Genomic DNA, 19,141 nt, shown 5'->3' on the forward strand with positions numbered 1-19,141 from the left:
TGTCGATGCGGCGATGCAGCAGCTCCGGCTCGACCGGGCGCTGGTGCTGCTGATCGCCTCGGGGCTGATGACGGCGGCGGTCGATGCGCTGTCGCGCCGGATCCGCGCGCGGCTGCGCGCGGCGACCCCGCACGAGGTCAAGCCCGACACCTGCTGAGCGGGCTCACTCCTCGGTGGCGACGACCGGCGCATGCGGCCGGGGCGGCATGGCCGGGCGCACCAGCTCGTAATGCACCCGCCCGCTATCCTCGCCGCGATGCAGCGCCTTGAGCCGCTCCGCGATCTCGGCCCCGGCCACAGTGCGGCGGGCATGGTGGCGCTGGGTCTCGATCCAGGTCGGCGTCTTGAACCGCTCGTGCCACAGCTCGGGATCGACCAGGTCGCGGCTCAGCGTCCAGCGCCGCGCCCCGTCGCGGATCCGGCCGCGGCGGCGCTCGGCCATCAGCGTCAGGAACTCGTCGGTATCCGCCTCGGCGATGCGGTACTCGATCGTGGTGATGATCGGCCCGCTCTTCGGCACCATGTCGATCGAGGGCTCGGGCTTCTTCCAGCGCGAATGCGGGTCGAGCGAGGAGGTGTCGAGCTGGCGCAGCGGCAGGACCAGCCCGACCGCCGCGAAGACGACCAGCGCGACCGCCGAGAAGCCGAGCGCCTCGCCGGTGCCGACCTGGCCCGCGGTCATCCCCCAGATCCAGCCGCCGATGGCGAAGCCGCCGAAATTGCAGCTCTGGTAGATCGCCAGGCAGCGGCTGAGCACCCAGCGGGGCGAGCTGAGCTGGATCGTGGTGTTGAGGCTGGAGAGCAGCACCGGCCAGGCGGCCCCGGTGATCATCACCGCCAGGATGCTGAGCGGAAAGTAGGTGCTGAACCCAAGGAGCGCGGCGCCCGCGGCATAGGCCAGCGTGCAGATGCGGACATTGGTCTCCAGCGTGACCATGGCGCGCAGCTTCGCGGCGCCGAGCGCGCCGAGGATCGCGCCGACGCCGAAGCCGCCGAGCAGCAGGCCGTAGGTCAGCGGCCCGCCGCCGAGCTGGTCGCGCGCCACCAGCGGCATCAGCGCCATGACCGCGATCCCGGCGACGTTGAAGAGGAAGCCGCGGGCGAAGACCGTCAGGTGGATCGGCGAGAGCCCGACATAGCGCAGCCCGGCCATGATCGCGCTGCCGATGCTCTCGGGCGGCAGACGGTCGGCCTCTTCCGGGCTCTTCCAGTGGCGCGCCGAGATCAGCACGAAGAGGTTCGCCGCCGCGTTGACCATGAAGGCCGAGAAGGCGCCGACCGCGCCCACCAGCACGCCGCCGATCGCCGGGCCGACGGAGCGGGCAAGGTTGAAGCCGATGGAATTCAGCGCCACCGCCGAGGGCAGGTCGGATTTCGGCACCAGCTCGCTGACCATGGTCTGCCAGGCGGGATTGTTCAGCGCCTTGGCGCAGCCGATCAGGAAGGTGAAGGCCAGGAGCCCCCAGGGCGAGAGCATGCCGAGGAAGGAGGCAAGCGCCAGCATCGCCGAGATCAGGCAGAGGATCCCCTGCGAGACGATCACCGTTCGGCGCCGCCCGAACGTGTCGGCCAGCGCGCCCGCGGGCAGCGAGAACAGCATCAGGGGCAGCGCGACCGAGGTCTGCACCAGTGCCACCATCTCGGGCGAGCCGTGCATCTGGGTCATCGACCAGGAGGCGCCGACATTCTGGATCAGCCAGCCGAAATTGGCCGCGAGCCCGACCAGCCAGTAGCTGAGGAAGGCGCGATGGCGGAACGGGGCGAAGGGGGAACTGTCTTTCAGGGGTCGGTCTCCGGAAGTTGACCGATTGATAGCGCAAAACTGCTTGGAAACAAGTGCGCGACTCAGCGCCGGGCGATTTCGGCCCAGATCGGCAGATGGTCCGAGCCGCGCTGCGCCAAGGGGGACTGGTCGACCCCGGCCGCGACCACCTCCAGTCCCTGGCCGATGGCGAAGCGGTCGAGCGCCGAGACCGGGCGGCGGGCATGGAAGCTGCGTCCCGGCGCCAGGATCTCGTGGCTCTCGGCCAGCGCCTCCAGCCCCTTCTTCGGCGACCATTCGTTGAAATCCCCGGCGACCAGCGAGGCCGGGCCCGCATCCTGCCCCAGCCGCCGCGCCAGCGCGGCCACCTGCCGCCGCCGCCAGGGCCGCAGGAGCGCCAGATGCGCGCCGATCACCGTCACCGGCCCCGACGGACCCGCGACCTCGGCCAGCACCGCGCCGCGGGGCTCCAGCGCCGGCAGGTCGATGCGCTCGGTGCGCAGGATGCCGAGGCCGCGGCGCACCAGGATGGCGTTGCCGTGCCAGCCGATCGAGACATCGCTGACCGCGAGGGGCGCGACCTCGAAATCCGTGGCGCTCTCGATCAGTCCGGGCGGCAGCGCCGCGGGGCGCGCGCCGAGCCGAAGGTCGGCCTCCTGCAGCAGCACCACGTCGGGGTCGAGCTTGTTGAGGATGTCGAGGATCCGCCCTGGCGCGCGGCGCCGGTCGGTGCCCTTGGCCTTGCGGATATTGTAGCTGACGATGCGCAAGCGGCGGGTCTCACAGGATCGGGGCGAAGAGCCGGGCCACCGGCGCGCCCAGGCGGATATGCAGCGGCTGCTTCGCGAGCGGCGTCTCCAACAGATAGGCACGCGCGAAATCATCGTCCAGCATGGCGGCGGTCCGCGCGGCGAAATCGCGGTCGAAGCCGAGCGCCATCGCCTCGAAATTCAGCCGGAAGGAGCGGTTGTCGAAATTCGCCGTGCCGATGGCGGCCAGCCGGTCGTCGACCAGCACGACCTTCTGGTGCATGAATCCCTCGCGGTAGCGCCAGATCTGCACGCCCACGGCGCGCAGCGCGTCGAAGCAGGCGAAGGCGGCGAGCCAGGGGATGCGGTGGTCGATCGCGTCGGGCACCAGGATGCGCACCTCGACGCCGCGCAGCGCGGCATGCTTCAGCGCCGTCATCAGGTCGCTGTCGGGCACGCAATAGGGCGAGGCGATCCAGACCCGCTCCTTCGCGGCGGCGATGGCGGCGAAGAAGAGGAGCGCACCGGTCTCCAGCTCGTCGGCCGGGCCCGCGGGCACCAAGAGCGCCGACATGTCCTCGGGCTCGGGCGGCATGTCCCAGGCGAGCTGGTCGAGGATCAGTTCGCCGCGCGCCCAGTGCCAGTCCTCGGCATACATCAGCTGCAGCTGCGCCACGACCGGGCCGGCGAGTTCCAGATGGGTGTCGCGCCAGGGGCCGAAGCGCTCGGAGAGCCCCATGTACTCGTCGCCGACATTCAGCCCGCCGATGAAGCCGCGGCGGCCATCGGCGATCACGGTCTTGCGGTGGTTGCGGAAATTGATCCGGAAGCGGGTGCGCGGCCCGGGCCCTTCGCGGCGCTCCGCCACCTCGACCCCGGCGGCGCGCAGCGCGGCGAGATAGCGCGCGGGCAGCCGGTAGCTGCCGACCGGATCGGCGAGGAAGCGCACCTTCACCCCGCGCCGGGCGGCGGCAGCGAGCCGCTCGCCGAAGGCGCGGCCGGTGGCGTCGTCATGGATGATGAAGAACTGCACCAGCAGGTAGCTTTCGGCCGTGTCGATCGCCTCGAACATCGCGGCGAAGGCCGCCTCGCCGTCGATCAGCGGGGTCAGGCGGTTGCCGCGCAGCACCGGCATGCCCGCGAGCCGCTCGAAGGGGGCCGGATCGGGTTCGGGCCGCACCGGCGGGCCGAGCTTCCCGGCGCGGTCGTTCAGCGCGGCCACCACCTCGGCGCTTTCGCGGCGGGTGATGAAGTAGCGGCTGTACTTGTGATGGCCGAAGATCAGGTAGAGCGGCACGCCCCAGAAGGGGGCGGCGAGCAGGAAGACCGCCCAGCCGACCGAGCCCTCGGGCGTGCGCGATTTCCGCAGCGCGCGCCAGGCGCAGGCCGCGGCCGCCACATGCATGGCGACGACCGCAAGAATGATGAGTTCCGCCCACATCGCGCCGCTCCCGTGCTGGCCCGTCTCCCCGCGCGGAGCCTCGGCTGCGCGGGGCCGGCTGTCAACCGGGGCTCAGGCCTCGAGCGCGCGCACGACTTTCAGCGCATCGGCATGGGCGGCGACGTCATGGACGCGGATCACCCGCACGCCGCGGGCGATGCCGACCAGGTTGGCCGCCAGCGTGCCCGGGAGCCGCTCGCCGACCTCGCGGCCGAGGAGCTCGCCGAACATGCGCTTGCGCGAGAGGCCGAGCAGCACCGGATAGCCGAAGCTGCCTAGCCAGCCGAGCCCGTTGAGGCAGCGGATGTTCTGCTCCAGCGTCTTGCCGAAGCCGATGCCGGGATCGAGCAGGATGCGCTCGCCCGGAATTCCGGCCTTGCGCGCCAGATCGAGCGAGCGGCCGAAGAAATGCTCCATGTCCTGCAGGATGTCGAGATCGGGGTCGGTGGTCTCGCGGTTGTGCATGATGATCACCGCGGCGCCGGTCTCGGCGACGACACCGGCCATGCCGGGATCGCGCTGCAGGCCCCAGACATCGTTGACGATCGCGGCGCCGGCTTCGACGGCGGCGCGGGCGGTCGCGGCCTTGTAGGTGTCGATCGAGACCGGCATGCCGCTCTCGGCCTGCAGGAGGCGCAGCACTGGCAGGACGCGGGCCATTTCCTCTTCGGCGGTGACCTCGGCATGGCCGGGGCGGGTCGACTCGCCGCCCAGGTCGATCACGTCGCAGCCCTCGGCGATCATCTGGCGGGCATGGGCCAGCGCGGCCTCCGGCGCGTCATGGGCGCCGCCGTCGGAGAAGGAATCGGGCGTGGCGTTGAGAATGCCCATGACGAGCGGGCGGTCGCGGAGCTCGGCAAGGAAACGGTCGCGGGCGGCGGCGATGGGCATCGGCAGGCTCCTAGTGGAATGGCGCAGCGGGTCCGTCCTACTGCGCCCCGGCCGGAAGGGCAAATGGCAGAGCGGGAGGCCCCGGATCAGGTCCGGGGCGGGACGGCGCCTGCCCCCGCCCGTCCGGCCCCGCTCCGCCCTGTGCGCTCAGGGTTCGAGCGCGGGCTCGGCGCCGAGCAGGCGTTTCTGCGCGGCGATGCGGAAGGGCGCGTTCGGCGCGCCGTAGCCGTCATAGCCGTTCCTCCGCTCGACGATCTCGAAGAACAGCCCGTCGCCCCAGGGACGGCTGTAGAACTGGTAGAAGCCGCCCTGCTCGTCCTCGTCATAGAGGATGTTGAAGGCCTTCATCCGCGCCGCCTCGTCCTCGCCGAGGCCGAAGCGCGCGGCGAGATCCTCGTAGTAGTTGGGCGAGATCGGCAGCGGCTCGAAGCCGAAGCCCGCGAGCTTCCCGGCGGTGGCGAAGATGTCGGCGGTGGCGAAGGCGACATGCTGGACGGAGGAGCCGAAGCTGTCGGCCAGGAAATGGCCTGCCAGCGTGCGGTGGGTCTCGGCGCCGTTGAGCGTGACGCGGAACTTGCCGTCGGCCGATTGCAGCGCCTGGGAACGCACCAGCCCGTCGGGATCGACGACGTCGACCATCGGCGCGCGGCCCATGCGGAAGATCGAGCTGTAGAAGAGCGACCAGCTGAGCATCTCGTCGTAATCGGTCGTCTGGGCGATATGGTCGACCCGGGTCAGCCCGGCATCGCGTGCCTCGCCTGCGCCGCAGCGGATGAACTCCGTGCTCCAGACCTTTGAAAGATCGTCGCTTTCGTCCAGGAAATGCATGACCGAGCCGCCGGCGCCGCGGATCGCGGGAATGTCGAGCTCGCCCTCGCCGACCGGCTGGGAGAATTTCACCGCGCCGAGGCCGACGGCGCGCTTGAGCGCCTTCTTCGCGTCATCGACCTTCAGCCCGATATCGCAGACGCCGGTGCCGTGGGTCAGGAAGGCGGCATGGGCGAAGCCCTGCTCCTCGGTATTGACGACGATGCGGACCTCGCCCTGCTGCCAGAGCGTCACCTGCTTGGCGATATGCTGGCCGACCTTGGAGAAGCCGAGGGATTTCAGCAGCTCGTTGAGCTGCGGGCGCAGCGCGGCGGAGGTGGTGAACTCGACAAAGGAGATGTCGCCGACCTCGGCGCGCTCGGGCAGCACCGGCAGATCCTGCGGCAGCCCCGGCGCGGCGCGGCGCACCTCGTCCATCAGGTGGATCAGCGAGCGGTGGCCGTCGCGGGCCAGCGCCTCGGTCTTGCCGGCGCGGAACTGGTCGTTGAAGATCTCGAGGCTGATCGGCCCGGCATAGCCGGTGGCGCAGACCGCGCGCATGAAGCCGGTGACGTCGAGATCGCCCTCGCCGGGCATGTTGCGGTAATGGCGCGACCAGTAGAGCAGATCCATGTCGATCTTCGGCGCGTCGGCGAGCTGGACGAAGAAGATCTTGTCGCCGGGGATCGTGCGGATCGTGTCCGGGTCGATCTTGCGGGCGAGCGTGTGGAAGCTGTCGAGGATGATGCCGACATTGGGGTGGTCGGCGCGGCGCACCACCTCCCAGGCATCGCGGTGGTCCCAGAAGTTCCGGCCCCAGGCCAGCGCCTCGAAGCCGACGCGCAGGCCGCGCCTGGCTGCCCGCTCGCCGAGCTCGCGGAAGTCGTCGGCCGCGCGGTCGATGCCGCCCTGCGACCTGGGATGGACCGAGGAGCAGACCAGCACCAGGTCGGTGCCCATCTCCTGCATCAGGTCGAACTTGCGCTCCGCCCGGTCGAAGGCGCGGCCGCGCCAGGGCTCGGGCAGGGTCTCGAAATCGCGGAACGGCTGGAAGAGCGGGATCTCCAGCCCGTGGTCGCGGATCATGGCGCCGACATCGCGCGGGCTCATTTCCTGCGCGATGAAATCCTGCTCGAAGATCTCGACGCCGTCGAAGCCCGCCTTGGCAATGGCCTTCAGCTTGCGGCGCAGGTCGCCCGGGATCGAGACGGTGGCAATGGCGGTCTTCATCGGCTGTCTCCGCTTACTCGGCGCCCAGGGCGCGGAACGTGGCTTCCATTGCGTCGGGATCGGCGTCGAGCCCGGTGAAATGGCCGAAGGCGCGCACCGCCTGCCAGACCGCCATGCCCGAGCCCGGCAGCACCCGGCAGCCCTTGGCGCGGGCCTCGGCCAGAAGCCGGGTCTCGAGCGGGAAGTAGACGATGTCGGAGACCCACATCGCGGGGGTCAGCAGCTCGGCCGGGAAGGCGGAGCCGGGCAGCTTCGCCATGCCCATCGGCGTGCAGTTCACCAACCCGTCGAGCCCGCCCGCGGCGGCGTCCTCGACCGTGGCGCAGACCTCGACGGCCAGATCCGGGCGGGTACGTCCCAGCAGCTCTGCCAGTGCCCCGGCGCGGGCGGGATCGGCATCGACCAGGACCAGCGCTTCGACGCCGTTATCGGCGAGCCCGTGGGAGACCGCGACCCCTGCCCCGCCGGAGCCGATCTGCAGCACCCGGGCGCGCGCCGCGCCCGCCATGCCGCGCCGGAAGGCCTCGGCATAGCCGGAATAGTCGGTGTTGTAGCCGATCCGGCGGCCGTGCCTGAAGACGACCGTGTTGACCGCGCCCACGGCGGCGGCGCTGTCGTCGAGCTCGTCGAGCAGCGCAATCACCTCGATCTTGTAGGGGAAGGTCACGTTGCAGCCGGCGAAGCCGCAGAGCTCGGCCGAGCGCAGGATGTCGGCCAGCGGCGTTCCCTCGGGCATCAGGTCGGCATCGAGCAGCTTGTAGACGCAGCGCAGCCCCTGGCGGGCGGCTTCGGCCTCGTGCATCGCGGGGGTGCGGGATTTCTGGATGCCGCGGCCGATCAGGCCCAGGGCAATGCTCTTGTCGCGCCCGAAGACGTCCGCGGGTTCCGGCTTGGTCATGTGATGTGTCCTCCGTCGGTCCGCTGCTGGCATGGCGCGGACTCGCCTTGTCGGGAAGAAATGTACCATACGGTTAAAAAACCGCAAGAGCTTTGGACCGGACGGTTAAATACTGCGCCGCAGGCAGGCCTGCGGATCCGGCGCAGGGGCTGCGCCGGGTCCGCCCTGCCCTCATGGCGTTGATCAGGCGCGCACGGCGCGCAGCACCTGCTCGGCCAGGCTGTCGCGCAGCCGGATCTGCCCGGCCTCGTCATGCAGCCCGGCGCCGAAGATGCCGGCGAAGGTCGCCCGGTTCGACATGTTGAAGAAACTCAGCGCCGAGAGCTCCCAATGGAGCTGCAGCGGGCAGAGATCGGGGCGCAGCGTGCCGTCCTCGGCGCCGCGGCGGCAGATATCCTCCAGCATCGCCACGACCGGCCGGTTGAGGTCGCGGATCTTGGTCGAGGCGGCCAGGACATGGCCGCCGCGGATGTTCTCGATCATCACCAGCCGGATGAAATCGGCATTGCGCCGGTGATGGTCGAAGGTGAAGACGAAGAGCTTCCTGAGCGCCTCGAGCGGCGGCAGGTCGGCCAGGTCGAGCTCGGTCTCCTGGGCGCGAATCGAGGTATAGGCCTCTTCCAGCACCGCGCGCCACAGCCCCTCCTTGTCGCCGAAATAGTAGTAGATCATCCGCTTCGAGGTTTCGGTCAGCTGCACGATCCGCTCGATTCGCCCGCCGTTATAGCCATTGTCGGCGAATTCCCTGGTGGCGGCCTGAAGGATGTCCTTCTGCACCTTTACCGGGTCCCGCTTCCATCCGGCGCGCTTCGCCGGGGCTTTCTCCTGATCCGTCAACACGCTGGCCTCCTCCGTACCAAGACGATTAAAGCACGAATGTACCAGCTGTTACAAACCCATTGACGTTTTTTAACCGTCTGGTACAAAACAGGGGCAATTCGTGGGAGGCGAATGCGGTGCCCGCGGGCATAGCCCGGGGAAACCGTCAACGTTTTCCAGAAGATGGAAGCGCAGAACGGGAGGACAGACATGCGCGACACCTTTCTGAAATTCACTGCCGCAGGGATCATCGCCCTGATGGGAACCGCCGCCTCGGCCGAGGTCACGCTGCGCTTCGCGCATGTCGACCCGGATGATTGGCAGTCCTCGAAGAAGGGCGCGGCCGCCCACATGTTCAAGCAGATCGTCGAGGGCGAGTCGGACATGTCGGTCGAGATCTTCCCGGCCGGCGCGCTCGGCAACGAGGACGAGATCGTCAGCCAGGTGCAGGAAGGCCTGGTGCAGGTCGGCATGGTCTCGGGCGCGATGTCCAAGGTCTGCAAGCCCGCCGCCGTGCTCGACATCCCCTACACCTTCTCCGATGCCACCGTGGCGTGGAAAGTGCTCGACGGGCCCTTTGGCGACGAGCTGGCCGAGGCCTGCGAGGCCAAGACCGGGCTGAAGACGCTGGCCTATGGCGAGACCGGCTTCCGCAACTTCACCAACAACACCCGGCCGATCCAGACGCCGGCCGACATGGCGGGGCTGAAGTTCCGCGTCCAGCCGATCCCGCTCTACCTGGAGATGGTCAAGGGCCTGGGCGGCGAGCCGACCCCGATCGCCTGGACCGAGCTGCCCAACGCGCTGGCGACCGGCGTGGTCGACGGCCAGGAGAACCCGGTCGGCGTGATCTACAATAACGGCCTGCACAAGCTGCAGAAGTACATGACCCTCGACGGCCATGTCTATGCCGTGGACTTCATGGTCATGTCCGCCGAGTTCTACGACATGCTGACCCCCGAGCAGCAGGCCGTGATCGACCGCGCTGCCGTCATCGCCGGCAATTTCGGCCGCGGCATCCAGGAATGGAACACCGCCAATGGCGTGAACGCCGTGCAGGCCGAGGGCATGGAAGTCTATGTCCCCACCGCCGACGAACTGGCCCAGTTCCGCGAGGCCGCCCAGCCGGCCGTCAAGGAATGGCTGGCCGGCGATCTGGGCGCCGATGCCGTCTGGATCGAGAAGCTCGACGCTGCCGTCGCCGACGCGACGAACTAAGCGCAGCACACCCGGGGCTCTGCCCGCTTCCGTGCCGCGGAGCCCCGGACACTTTCCCATTCCCATTTGCAGCGGAGGCCGTGATGGCGACCCTGTCCTACATCGTCCGGCGCATTCTCGCGATCGGCTGCGGCCTGATCATGGCCGCCGTCACCGGGATCATCCTGTTCAACGCCCTGCGGCGCTACACGTTCGGCCTGTCGCTGACCTGGGGCGACGAGCTGCCGGTCTACCTGTCGATCTACGGCGTCATGTTCGGCGTGGCGCTGAGCTACATGCAGGACCGGCACATGCGCTTCACCATCGTCACCGATTTCCTCAAGCCCGCGACGCGCGAGATCCTGTTCCTGGCGATGGATGTCGTCACCTTCGCCTGCGGCGTGCTGCTGAGCTGGTCGGGCTATCTCTTCGCCACGCGGCGCGGCACGATCGAGGCCTCGGGCCTGATCGCTTCGGCCAACGGGCTGGTCGAGAAGACCGGGATCGAGTGGCTGGTCTGGATCGGCCGCATGGGCACCTGGCAATTCGCCATCTGCGTCGGCGGCGCGCTTCTTGCCATCGCCGCCCTGATCCGCTTCTTCGAGCGCCTCGGAGATCTGCGCAACCCGTCCCACGAGGATGCCCCCACCGCGTCGGACGTCGTCCGGATGCGGGCCAAGGGCCAGGCCTCGCTCGACTGAGGAGACAGCCATGAGCTTCATCATCGTTCTCGTCGGCACCCTCGCCGGGCTGCCCATCGCCTTCGCCATCATCGCCGCGCTGATGTACTTCATGATCAGCGGCGACCTGCCCTACCATCCGCGGCTGGTCGCCAGCGAGATGTTCAAGGGGCTGAACTCCTTCCCGCTGCTGGCGATCCCGCTCTTCGTGCTCGCGGGCGAGCTGATGAACGAGAGCGGCATCACCAAGCGGATCATCCGCTTCTGCGTGGTGCTGGTCGGCAAGTTCCGCGCGGGCCTGGCGCTGGTGAACATCTGGGCCTCGGTGATCTTCGCCGGCCTCTCGGGCTCCGCCATCGCCGACACCTCGGCCATCGGCCGGGTCTTCATCCCCGAGATGGAGAAGCACGGCTATGACCGCGCCTTCGCCGCCGCGCTGACCGCGGCCTCCTCGGTGATCGGCCCGATCATCCCGCCCTCGATCCCGGTGATCATCTACGCGCTGATCGTCTCGGGCGTCTCGGTTCCGGCGCTCTTCATGGCCGGGATCGGCCCGGGGCTGCTGCTGGCGGTCTTCCTGACCGTCTACGTGATGCTGACCGTCAAGGTCGCCGATCCCGAGCCCGGCACCGACATCATGGAAGGCCAGTCCAACCGCCAGGCGCTGCTGGGCGGGGTCGTTCCGCTGCTGATGCCGGTCTTCGTCGTCGGCTCGATCCTGCTCGGCGTCGTCACCCCGACCGAGGCAGCCGCGCTGGCCGTGGGCTACGCGATGCTGGTCGGGCTCTTCGTCTACCGCAAGCTCGGGGTCCACAACCTGCCGCGGATCTTCGCCAACGCGATGGTCGACAGCTCGATCATCCTGATCATCATGGCCGCCGTGGCCGCGGCGAACTGGGTGCTGACCTACAACCGCGTGCCCAACATGCTGACCGAGTGGACGCTGGCCAATGTCGACAGCAAGACCGCCTTCCTGATTGCGCAGATGGTCCTGTTCCTGGTCGTCGGCCTCTTCCTCGAGGGCATCGCGGCGATGCTGGTCCTGGTGCCGATCATGCACCCGATCGCGGTGGCCTTCGGCGTCGATCCCACGCATTTCGGCATCATCGTGATCTTCAACCTGATGATCGGGCTGATCACGCCGCCGCTGGGGCTCTGCCTCTTCGTGGCCGAGGGCGTGGCCAATGTCGGCATGACGCGGCTGGTGCGGGCGATCATCCCCTTCTTCCTCGTCGAGCTCGCCGTGCTGGTCATCCTGACCTTCGTCCCGGCCTTCTCGACCTGGCTGCCGAATATCCTGGGCTTCTGACGCCCCGGACATTTCCGGCCTCCGAGACCCCGCGCCCCGCCCGGCGCGGGGTTTTCCGTTTGCCGGACCGACTTTCGTCTCCTTGACCTCTGCCGGGCAGTCGCGTGACATGGCCCGAACGAGCCGGGCGCAAATCCGGCCGCCCCCAAGCCGCTGTAGAGGAGACAGTGACATGGAACTGAAGGAAGAGGTCTTCATCGCCGCGCCGCGCGACAAGGTCTATGCCGCGCTGAACGATCCCGAGATCCTCAAGGCCTGCATCCCGGGCTGCGAGGAGCTGATCAAGCATTCCGATACCGAGCTCGAGGCCAAGGTCGTCCTCAAGATCGGCCCGGTGAAGGCCAAGTTCGGCGGCAATGTCACCCTCAACCCCGAGAATCCGCCGGAACGCTTCTCGCTCTCGGGCCAGGGCTCGGGCGGCGCTGCGGGCTTCGCCAAGGGCGGCGCCGCAGTGACGCTGGCCGAGCAGGAGGGCGGCACCCTGCTGACCTATGACGCCAAGGCCGAGATCGGCGGCAAGCTCGCCCAGCTCGGCAACCGGCTGATCCAGAGCACGTCGAAGAAGCTCGCCGCCAAGTTCTTCCAGAGCTTCGCCGAGAAGATGGACGCCTCCGCCGCCGCCTGACCCTGCCGGAGGGCGCTCCGGCGCGGCCGGGTTAAGCTGCTGGTTACTCCCGCTCTGCTAGTTCGATCCGGCGGAGACGATGCGGTCGCCGCCCCCGGGGGGCGGGCCGCGCCTGGAGTCGAGGTGGAACGTGACCTGTTGCTGCCATAGCAGGCCAGCCAAGGTGGAAATCCGGCCGGTGCCCCACGGAAAAGGGGCGCCGCTTTGACCGGCATGTCTTTCCGCCTGCGCGTGCTGCTGATCTTCGCCCTGCTCGGGATGGCCGCGCATCTGGCGCTGGCAGTGGCCTCCTTCGCCTTCACCACCGACCGGATGCAGGACCGCTTCATCACCCAGTCGCTGATCCAGGCGGATTTCCTCGCCGAGGCGCTGGAGCACCACTTCGTCGATCCCACCCGCCATGACCTGGAGCACATGGCCGAAAGCGCGGTGCGGCTCGACGAGATCGCGGCCGTCGATCTGCGCGATGCCGCGGGCGCGGCGGTGCTCTCGAAGGGCCGTTTTCCCGGCCCGCACCGGATCCCTTGGTTCATCGCAGAGGACGCGGAATTCGCCGCGCTGGCCGACGATCCGGAGCTCGGGCCGGTCGTCCTCAGGGCGGTGGAGGTCGACGGCGTGCCGATGGGCATGGTGCTGGTCGCCCCCGACCTGCACTGGCTGGAGACGGAACTAGCCGGCGATGCCGCGATCCTGATCGCGCTGGCCGCGGCGACGATGGCCGGATTGATCGGGTTCGGCTGGATCGCCGCCACCGCGCTGGTCCGGCGCCTCGAAGAGCTCGACAGCGGCGCCGCGCAGATCGCCGACGGTGATTTCGGCCACAGGCTGGCGCTTGGCGGCGAGGACGAGATCGCGCGCACGGCCGCTACCGTCAACCGCATGGCCGACGCGCTCCTGCGCGAGCGCGAGGCGCTCGAGGCGCAGGCGCGCACCGATGCGCTCAGCGGGCTCCTGAACCGCACCGGGCTGGCCCGCGCCTTCCGCAGGATGGCGCGCGGGCCGATCGGGGTCAGCGCACTGCATATCGATCTGGACCGGTTCAAGATGATCAACGACACCCGCGGCCACGTGGCGGGCGACGCGGTGCTGAAATCCGTCGCCCGGCGGCTCTCCGAGGTCGCTCCGCCGGGAGCCCTGGTGGCGCGGATCGGCGGCGACGAATTCGCCATGGTCGTCGAGGAGGAGGAGCTGGGCTGCCGGTCCGCCGCCCTGGCAGAGGCCTGCATCGAGGCGGCCAGCCGCCCGATCGAGCATCACGGCATGAAGCTGGCTGTTGGCGCCTCGGTCGGCATCGCCCATCTGCCGCCCGGCGGGTTCGGCGCGGATGCCGACCGGCTGCTCGCGGATGCCGACATCGCGCTCTACCAGGCGAAGGAGGCCGGGCGCGGCCGGGTCGCGCTCTTCGACGGCGCGGCGCGCGAGGTGCTCGAAAGCCAGGCCGATCTGGAATTCGAGCTGGCGCTGGGGCTGGAATACGGCGAGTTCGTGCCCTTCCTGCAGCCCCAGATCGACGTCCAGAGCGGCGAGGTCATCGGCGCCGAGGTCCTGGCCCGCTGGCAGAGCCCGTCGCGCGGCCTGCTGGCGCCGGGCGCCTTCCTGACAACGCTGCGCAATCCCGAGCTGGAGGAGCGGATCACCTATGCGGTGCGCGCCGCGGCGCTTGACTGGATGGCGCGCACCGGCCCGGGCCGCCCGCCGGCCATCAGCATCAACCTCTCCGCCGGAGAGCTGGCGCGGGTCGACTGCGCCGGCGATCTCGACTGGGAGCTGGCGATGCGCGGCCTGCCCGCCCGCCGCGTCGCCATCGAGGTGCTCGAGGATGTCGTGCTGCGCGAGAACGACACCGAGGTGGAGCGCACCATCGCGGCGCTGCGCAGCGCGGGCCATCCGCTGGAGCTCGACGATTTCGGCACCGGCAATTCCGGCCTCGGCAACCTGGTCCGGCTGTCGGTCGAGCAGCTGAAGATCGACCGCAGCTTCGTCTCCGGCATCGCCCTCGACCGCTCGCGCCAGGCAATCGTCGAGGCGATGATCGGCATCGGCCGCGCGCTCGACATCAAGGTGCTAGCCGAGGGGGTGGAGACCGAGGCGGAGCGTCAGATGCTGATCTCTATGGGCTGCACGCGGATGCAGGGCTTCCACTTCGCCCGTCCGATGGACACCGCCGCCTTCGAAACCTGGATGGCTGCCCGCAGCGCCGCCGCCTGACCCCGCATGGCCGGCCTGATGCCCTGATGCGAGGCTCCGTTCCGGCCGGAACGCGCCGCCCCCGCCCTCGCTGCTTTTCCTGCCGATCCGGACCAGGCCTCCCAGCCACCGCCCGTGCAGCTTTGCGGCCCCGCTTGCCGTGTCCCGCAAGGCTCGGTGCGACGGGGGCTCTTCGGCAGCTTCACCGTCGCGCAGTCCAAATGCACGGGGAAGCCGCCGGGGCTGCGGCGGCGGCGGCAGGTCCGTTCTTCCGCCGAAGTTCCTCCTGAAGATCGCAAGACCTTATATCTCTTCCAGCGCCGCGCTGATGGGGGCTGAGCCTGTATCCTGACCGCGCCGTGGCACCTGCCGCTGATTTGCGATCGAGGACAGCATCGCCGCAAGCCCGACCGTTCTCTAGGCCGGCACCGGCGTGTCGAAGGACAAGCTCGCGGTTGCGATCGCCGATGGGGGTGCAGGAAACGAAACGTTCGGCCGCGGGACATCCGTGAACACGCCTGCCAGCATAGGGCGACTTCCGGGGAGGCTGGCGGAACGCCGCATGCCCGTCTGCATTTGCCATGAAGCAGGGCCGACAGGCGGCGGCATCCGGCTTCGACTGCAGGGTCGTCGCGCCTTCGTTCGCGATCTCGCACGAACCATGGCATTCGATCGCGCACGCCCCGTGCGCGCGGGCGACCGGCTGGCGCGACTCCTGCGTGCCGGGGAATTGACGCCGATCCGGGGTCCTGACGCGGCGCATCAGGTCATGCGGGATCTCGTCCGCGCCCGGGACAGTGCCGCGGAAGACCAGTGCCACAAGCGCCAGCTGGTGTCGGCGTTCCTGCTGCGTCAGGGGCGGGTCTGCCATCGGACCAAGCCCTGGAGGCTGCGCCATCGCCGGAGGCTGCAGAGCCGGCGCTTCGACCATCCTGCAAGTCAGATCGTATCGGAGGGACTGCTGCAGTCCGAGCGGACTGCCACGGAGCGGGTGGATCGGCTGACCGAACACATCGAGGCCCTGGTGCCGGAGCGCGAACTCGCCCCGGCGGTGCATGCGCTCCGGGCCTTGCGGGGCGTCGGCCTTCTCGGTGCCGTCAGCCTCATGGCCAAGATCGGGGATGCGCGGCGGTTCGGCTGCCCCGTCAAGCTGATGGCCGATCCGGGGCTGGTGCCCAGCGAGCATTCCTCGGGCAAAACCGCAAGGCGCGGCGGTACCACCCGCGCGGCCAATTCCCGCGTCCGCCACAAGCTCGTGGAACCGGCCCGGACCTATCGGCTGCCCCCAAGCCAGGAGCCAAGACGCTCTACATCCTGCGGGAACAATCGGCAGAGGTGCAGGACATCGCCGGGAAAGCGCAATCCAGATTGACCGCTCGATACCGGGAATTTGTGCGGCGAGGCAGGAAATCGACGCTCGCCACGACCGTGATCGCGCGCGAGCCGGTGGCTTTCACGCGGGATATCGCCGCCGCACCATTCCGGCTTTCCGAACGCGGTCCACATGCGCGCAATGGCGGGCGCGAGGTCACTGGCAGGGGAAGGTCCGGCACTCGCTTTGTGGCGAACCTTCCTTGACGCCCGCAGCAAGACAGGAGCAGTCCCGGGACGCGCATCCGGTCATGCGGTACCGGGCCCGCGCATCAGAGCTTGTTCCCGGCATCCTCAGGCCTCGTGCCGACCCTTGGGCGCCCGGACAAGGATAAACGCCTGGGCGTCCCTGAACGCTTTAGAAAACCCTCAAAAAAATGGACATCAGAGCGGTGCATCCGCTCTGCTGAACTGCGGTTGGAGGCGCCGGAAATTCCGTTGAGATCCTGCGTGGCCGGGCCGTGATGCGCCAGCCGCCGTTCGGTGGCCCCTTTCCGCCCGGCCTGACACGCGGAACAGGATGCGATGATCGACGAGCAGAACTATCCGGGCTGTCCCCGTGGGGCGCAGCAGGGGCGGCGGCAATGTCCGGCCGCCGGAAATGAAACGCGAAGCTGTCCAGGGGTGGCTGGGGGGAACCGGGTTCCCGCCGGGCCAGCCCGCGAAATCGGTGCCAATGACCGACTCTGATCCTGTCCCCACCCCCGACGGCATCACTGTGCCAAGGCGGGATCGCGACAATCCAATTTGATGGCGTGGATGCCCCCTCCCGACGGCATCGCAATGTGCCGACCTGGTGATCTTGGAGATCGCCAGAAGAGGAGGAGTCATCCATGGCGGAAGCTGCGATAATTGGCGTTGATCTTGCAAAGCGGGTTTTTCAAGCGCATGGCGCGACTGCGGATGGTTCGGTCGCCTTTCGCAAGAAGCTGCCGCGCGCCCAGTTCCTTTCGTTTCTGGGAGACCATCCACGCTGCATCGTGGCGATGGAGGCTTGCGCTACCTCTCACCACTGGGGCCGCGAGATCGCGCGACTCGGACATGCCGTGCGGCTAATTCCGCCGATCTATGCAAAGCCGTTCGTCAAGCGGCAGAAGAACTACGCGGCGGACGCCGAGGCAATCGCGGAAGCAGCCTCTCGGCCGACCATGCGGTTCGTGGCAATCAAGACGGAGGCGCAACAGGCGCGCGCCATGCTGTTTCGCACCCGTGATCTTCCGGTGCGGCAGAGGACCCAGACAATCAATGCCCTGCGCGGGCATCTCGCCGAACATGGCGTGGTGGCCCCTCAGGGGCTCGTGCAGCTGAAGCGACTGAGCGATGCCGTGAATGACGAAACCTGCCGGCTTCCGGTAACGGTACGGGATCTCGGTCTGATCTATCTTGAGCATATCGAATTGTTGACGGCCAGGGTTGCCGATCTCGACAAGCGGCTTCGCGCGGCCGCCTCCCAAGCCGCAACGACGCGGCGGCTACAGTCCATGCCTGGGGCTGGCCCGATTACGGCGGTCGCCGTGGAAACGTTCGCACCGCCGATGGAGGACTTCCAGCGCAGTCGGGACTTCGCGGCGTGGCTCGGGCTCGTGCCGCGGCAGCATTCCAGCGGAGGAAAGACGCGGCTTGGGAAAGCATCGAAGATGGGACAGCGCGACATCTGACGGTTGCTCATCACTGGTGCGATGGCGGTGGTCCAGGGGGCGATGAAACGCGGTGCGCCCGAGGGGGCGTGGCTGGAGCGCATGCTGAGGAAGACACCGCGGATGCGCGTCGCGGTCGCGCTCGCCAACAAGATGGCGCACGGCCTCTGGGCGATGATGACGAAACGACAGGACTACGGGAATCCGGCGGCGATAGCGGCCTGATCATTCAGATCGGGAAGTTGCGTTCCGGTACGTCGGCGGTGTGAGGAGGTCGACGAACAGTAAGGGCAAACGATCGGCAAGATCGGAATCGGACGAAACAGGGTCACCCAAGGAGCCAGCGAGCTCGCGAATTTGATCTGTCTGCGATTCACGCATCGCCACACCGGCCCGCGGCCATGATCTGATCAGTGCTGCATCTGGAGGCCTGACACATGACGTATCCGATCACATGCTTGAACCGTTCAGAAATCTCTTGCACCGACCGTGACAATCTCCGGCATGACCGCCTCCCAATTCGGATTGTCGCGATCCCACCTTGGCACAGTAATGCCGTCGGGGGGCGGGGACAGCAACAAGCGCGTTCAAAGTCGGAGAATTGCAGCCCCCATTGGCCGGGATATCGGGAGCCACAGGGCGCGCCGCGGGGCAGATGGCAGCGTTCGATCAGTAAGCGCCGGCGAAGCCGGAATCCCCGGCGGGAGGGAGCGGTTGCCGCCGGGCGGGCGCTGCCTGAGCGCCAGTTGCGCGGATCCGCATGGCAGTCAGGGGCGCGACCGTCCGGGTTTTCCCGCGGCGGCGCTATCCGGGGGGGGCGTTGCGAACAGCATGAGGCCGGAAGCGCCTGTCGCGGGGGCGATCTGCACAGGGGTCCTGATTGGCGCGGGGGTCAGCGGCTGCGGCGGGGGCGGACGTAGATTTCGAGCTTGTGGCTCACGATCTCGAAGCCGTGGCTCTTGGCGATCTCCTCCTGCAGGCGCTCGATCTCCTCGGAGCAGAACTCCACCACCTCGCCGCTCTCGACATTGATGAAGTGGTCGTGATGCGCCGCCGGGGCCGGTTCGAAGCGCTGGCGGCCGTCATCGAACATGTGCCGCTCGATCAGGCCGTGCTCGGCCAGCTTGTTCATCGTGCGGTAGACCGTGGCGATGTTCACCCCGGGCTCGATCCGGCTGACGCGGCGGTGCAGCTCCTCGACATCGGGATGGTCCTCGGCCGATTGCAGCACCTCGAGGATGACCCGGCGCGGGCCGGTGATGCGCAAGCCGCTGCGGCGGCAGCGGTCGATGAGGCTTGCCTCGCTGGTCCCTGTCATCGTGCCTTCCGTGATTGCTGCCATCGCCTTGTCCCGCCGCTCCCGCGGCAGGGCGTCCGGCCTAGCACGTGCCGCGCCAATCGTCACCCGCCTTTGCCGCCCGGGATGCGTCATTCTCCGCTGCAAGTGAATTGCACTTGCATAATTCTGCGGGAGCCCTCACTCTAGTTGCAACTTGTTCGCAATTAAAACCGTGCAGGAGGCGCGGCCGGCCCCAGGG

At 68.5% G+C, this 19,141-nt stretch carries 14 protein-coding genes and 1 pseudogene; 7 read left to right on the forward strand and 8 right to left on the reverse strand.

The annotated features are described in order from the left end of the window. Positions 1–163: 163 nt before the first annotated feature. The 7 genes from FGX59_RS27580 to FGX59_RS27610 all read right to left on the reverse strand — a co-directional run bounded on the left by FGX59_RS27580 (position 164) and on the right by FGX59_RS27610 (position 8,618). Positions 164–1,870 (reverse strand): MFS transporter, encoded by a 1,707-nt coding sequence (locus tag FGX59_RS27580; protein ID WP_240722767.1) that lies wholly within the window; start codon positions 1,868–1,870, stop codon positions 164–166. Beyond that, on the reverse strand, positions 1,846–2,532 hold the full coding sequence (locus FGX59_RS27585) for an endonuclease/exonuclease/phosphatase family protein (RefSeq protein ID WP_138470405.1): 687 nt from the start codon (positions 2,530–2,532) through the stop codon (positions 1,846–1,848). Before FGX59_RS27585 ends, FGX59_RS27580 begins: the two co-directional genes overlap by 25 nt. A gap of 10 nt (positions 2,533–2,542) precedes the next feature. Further along, a complete protein-coding gene (cls, locus tag FGX59_RS27590; protein ID WP_138470407.1) occupies positions 2,543–3,952 on the reverse strand; it encodes a cardiolipin synthase in 1,410 nt (469 codons plus the stop codon). 72 nt (positions 3,953–4,024) lie between these two features. After that, the gene (gene folP, locus FGX59_RS27595) at positions 4,025–4,843 is read right to left on the reverse strand and encodes a dihydropteroate synthase (RefSeq protein WP_206078451.1); all 819 of its coding nucleotides are present in this window, start codon (positions 4,841–4,843) and stop codon (positions 4,025–4,027) included. 147 nt (positions 4,844–4,990) lie between these two features. Next, the gene (locus tag FGX59_RS27600) at positions 4,991–6,880 is read right to left on the reverse strand and encodes a bifunctional sugar phosphate isomerase/epimerase/4-hydroxyphenylpyruvate dioxygenase family protein (protein WP_138470409.1); all 1,890 of its coding nucleotides are present in this window, start codon (positions 6,878–6,880) and stop codon (positions 4,991–4,993) included. Between the two features lie 13 nt (positions 6,881–6,893). Next, on the reverse strand, positions 6,894–7,778 hold the full coding sequence (locus tag FGX59_RS27605) for a shikimate dehydrogenase (RefSeq protein ID WP_138470411.1): 885 nt from the start codon (positions 7,776–7,778) through the stop codon (positions 6,894–6,896). Between the two features lie 183 nt (positions 7,779–7,961). Then, the gene (locus tag FGX59_RS27610; protein ID WP_138470414.1) at positions 7,962–8,618 is read right to left on the reverse strand and encodes a TetR/AcrR family transcriptional regulator; all 657 of its coding nucleotides are present in this window, start codon (positions 8,616–8,618) and stop codon (positions 7,962–7,964) included. Between the two features lie 189 nt (positions 8,619–8,807). Between FGX59_RS27610 and FGX59_RS27615 the strand changes: the two genes are divergently transcribed. The 7 genes and pseudogenes from FGX59_RS27615 (at position 8,808) to FGX59_RS27645 (ending at position 17,828) form a co-directional block, all read left to right on the forward strand. Continuing rightward, a complete protein-coding gene (locus tag FGX59_RS27615) occupies positions 8,808–9,815 on the forward strand; it encodes a TRAP transporter substrate-binding protein (RefSeq protein WP_138470416.1) in 1,008 nt (335 codons plus the stop codon). An 83-nt stretch (positions 9,816–9,898) separates the two neighbouring features. Next, complete coding sequence (locus FGX59_RS27620) at positions 9,899–10,495, forward strand: TRAP transporter small permease (RefSeq protein ID WP_138470418.1); 597 nt, start codon at positions 9,899–9,901, stop codon at positions 10,493–10,495. A 10-nt stretch (positions 10,496–10,505) separates the two neighbouring features. Further along, positions 10,506–11,783, forward strand: a complete 1,278-nt coding sequence (locus FGX59_RS27625; protein ID WP_138470420.1) for a TRAP transporter large permease — start codon at positions 10,506–10,508, stop codon at positions 11,781–11,783. A 172-nt stretch (positions 11,784–11,955) separates the two neighbouring features. Further along, positions 11,956–12,408 (forward strand): CoxG family protein, encoded by a 453-nt coding sequence (locus FGX59_RS27630; RefSeq protein WP_138470422.1) that lies wholly within the window; start codon positions 11,956–11,958, stop codon positions 12,406–12,408. Between the two features lie 213 nt (positions 12,409–12,621). Continuing rightward, positions 12,622–14,616, forward strand: coding sequence for a bifunctional diguanylate cyclase/phosphodiesterase (locus FGX59_RS27635; protein WP_240722769.1), 1,995 nt, complete (start codon positions 12,622–12,624; stop codon positions 14,614–14,616). Positions 14,617–15,028: 412 nt separating this feature from the next. Then, positions 15,029–15,967, forward strand: a complete 939-nt coding sequence (locus FGX59_RS27640; RefSeq protein WP_240722763.1) for a transposase — start codon at positions 15,029–15,031, stop codon at positions 15,965–15,967. Between the two features lie 832 nt (positions 15,968–16,799). Further along, positions 16,800–17,828: pseudogene (locus FGX59_RS27645) on the forward strand (IS110 family transposase). Positions 17,829–18,495: 667 nt separating this feature from the next. On the opposite strand, the gene FGX59_RS27650 reads toward FGX59_RS27645, so the two are convergent. Beyond that, complete coding sequence (locus FGX59_RS27650) at positions 18,496–18,945, reverse strand: Fur family transcriptional regulator (protein ID WP_370296346.1); 450 nt, start codon at positions 18,943–18,945, stop codon at positions 18,496–18,498. Between the last annotated feature and the right edge of the window lie 196 nt (positions 18,946–19,141).

The sequence above is a fragment of the Poseidonocella sp. HB161398 genome, assembly GCF_005870025.1.
GTDB lineage: Bacteria > Pseudomonadota > Alphaproteobacteria > Rhodobacterales > Rhodobacteraceae > Mangrovicoccus.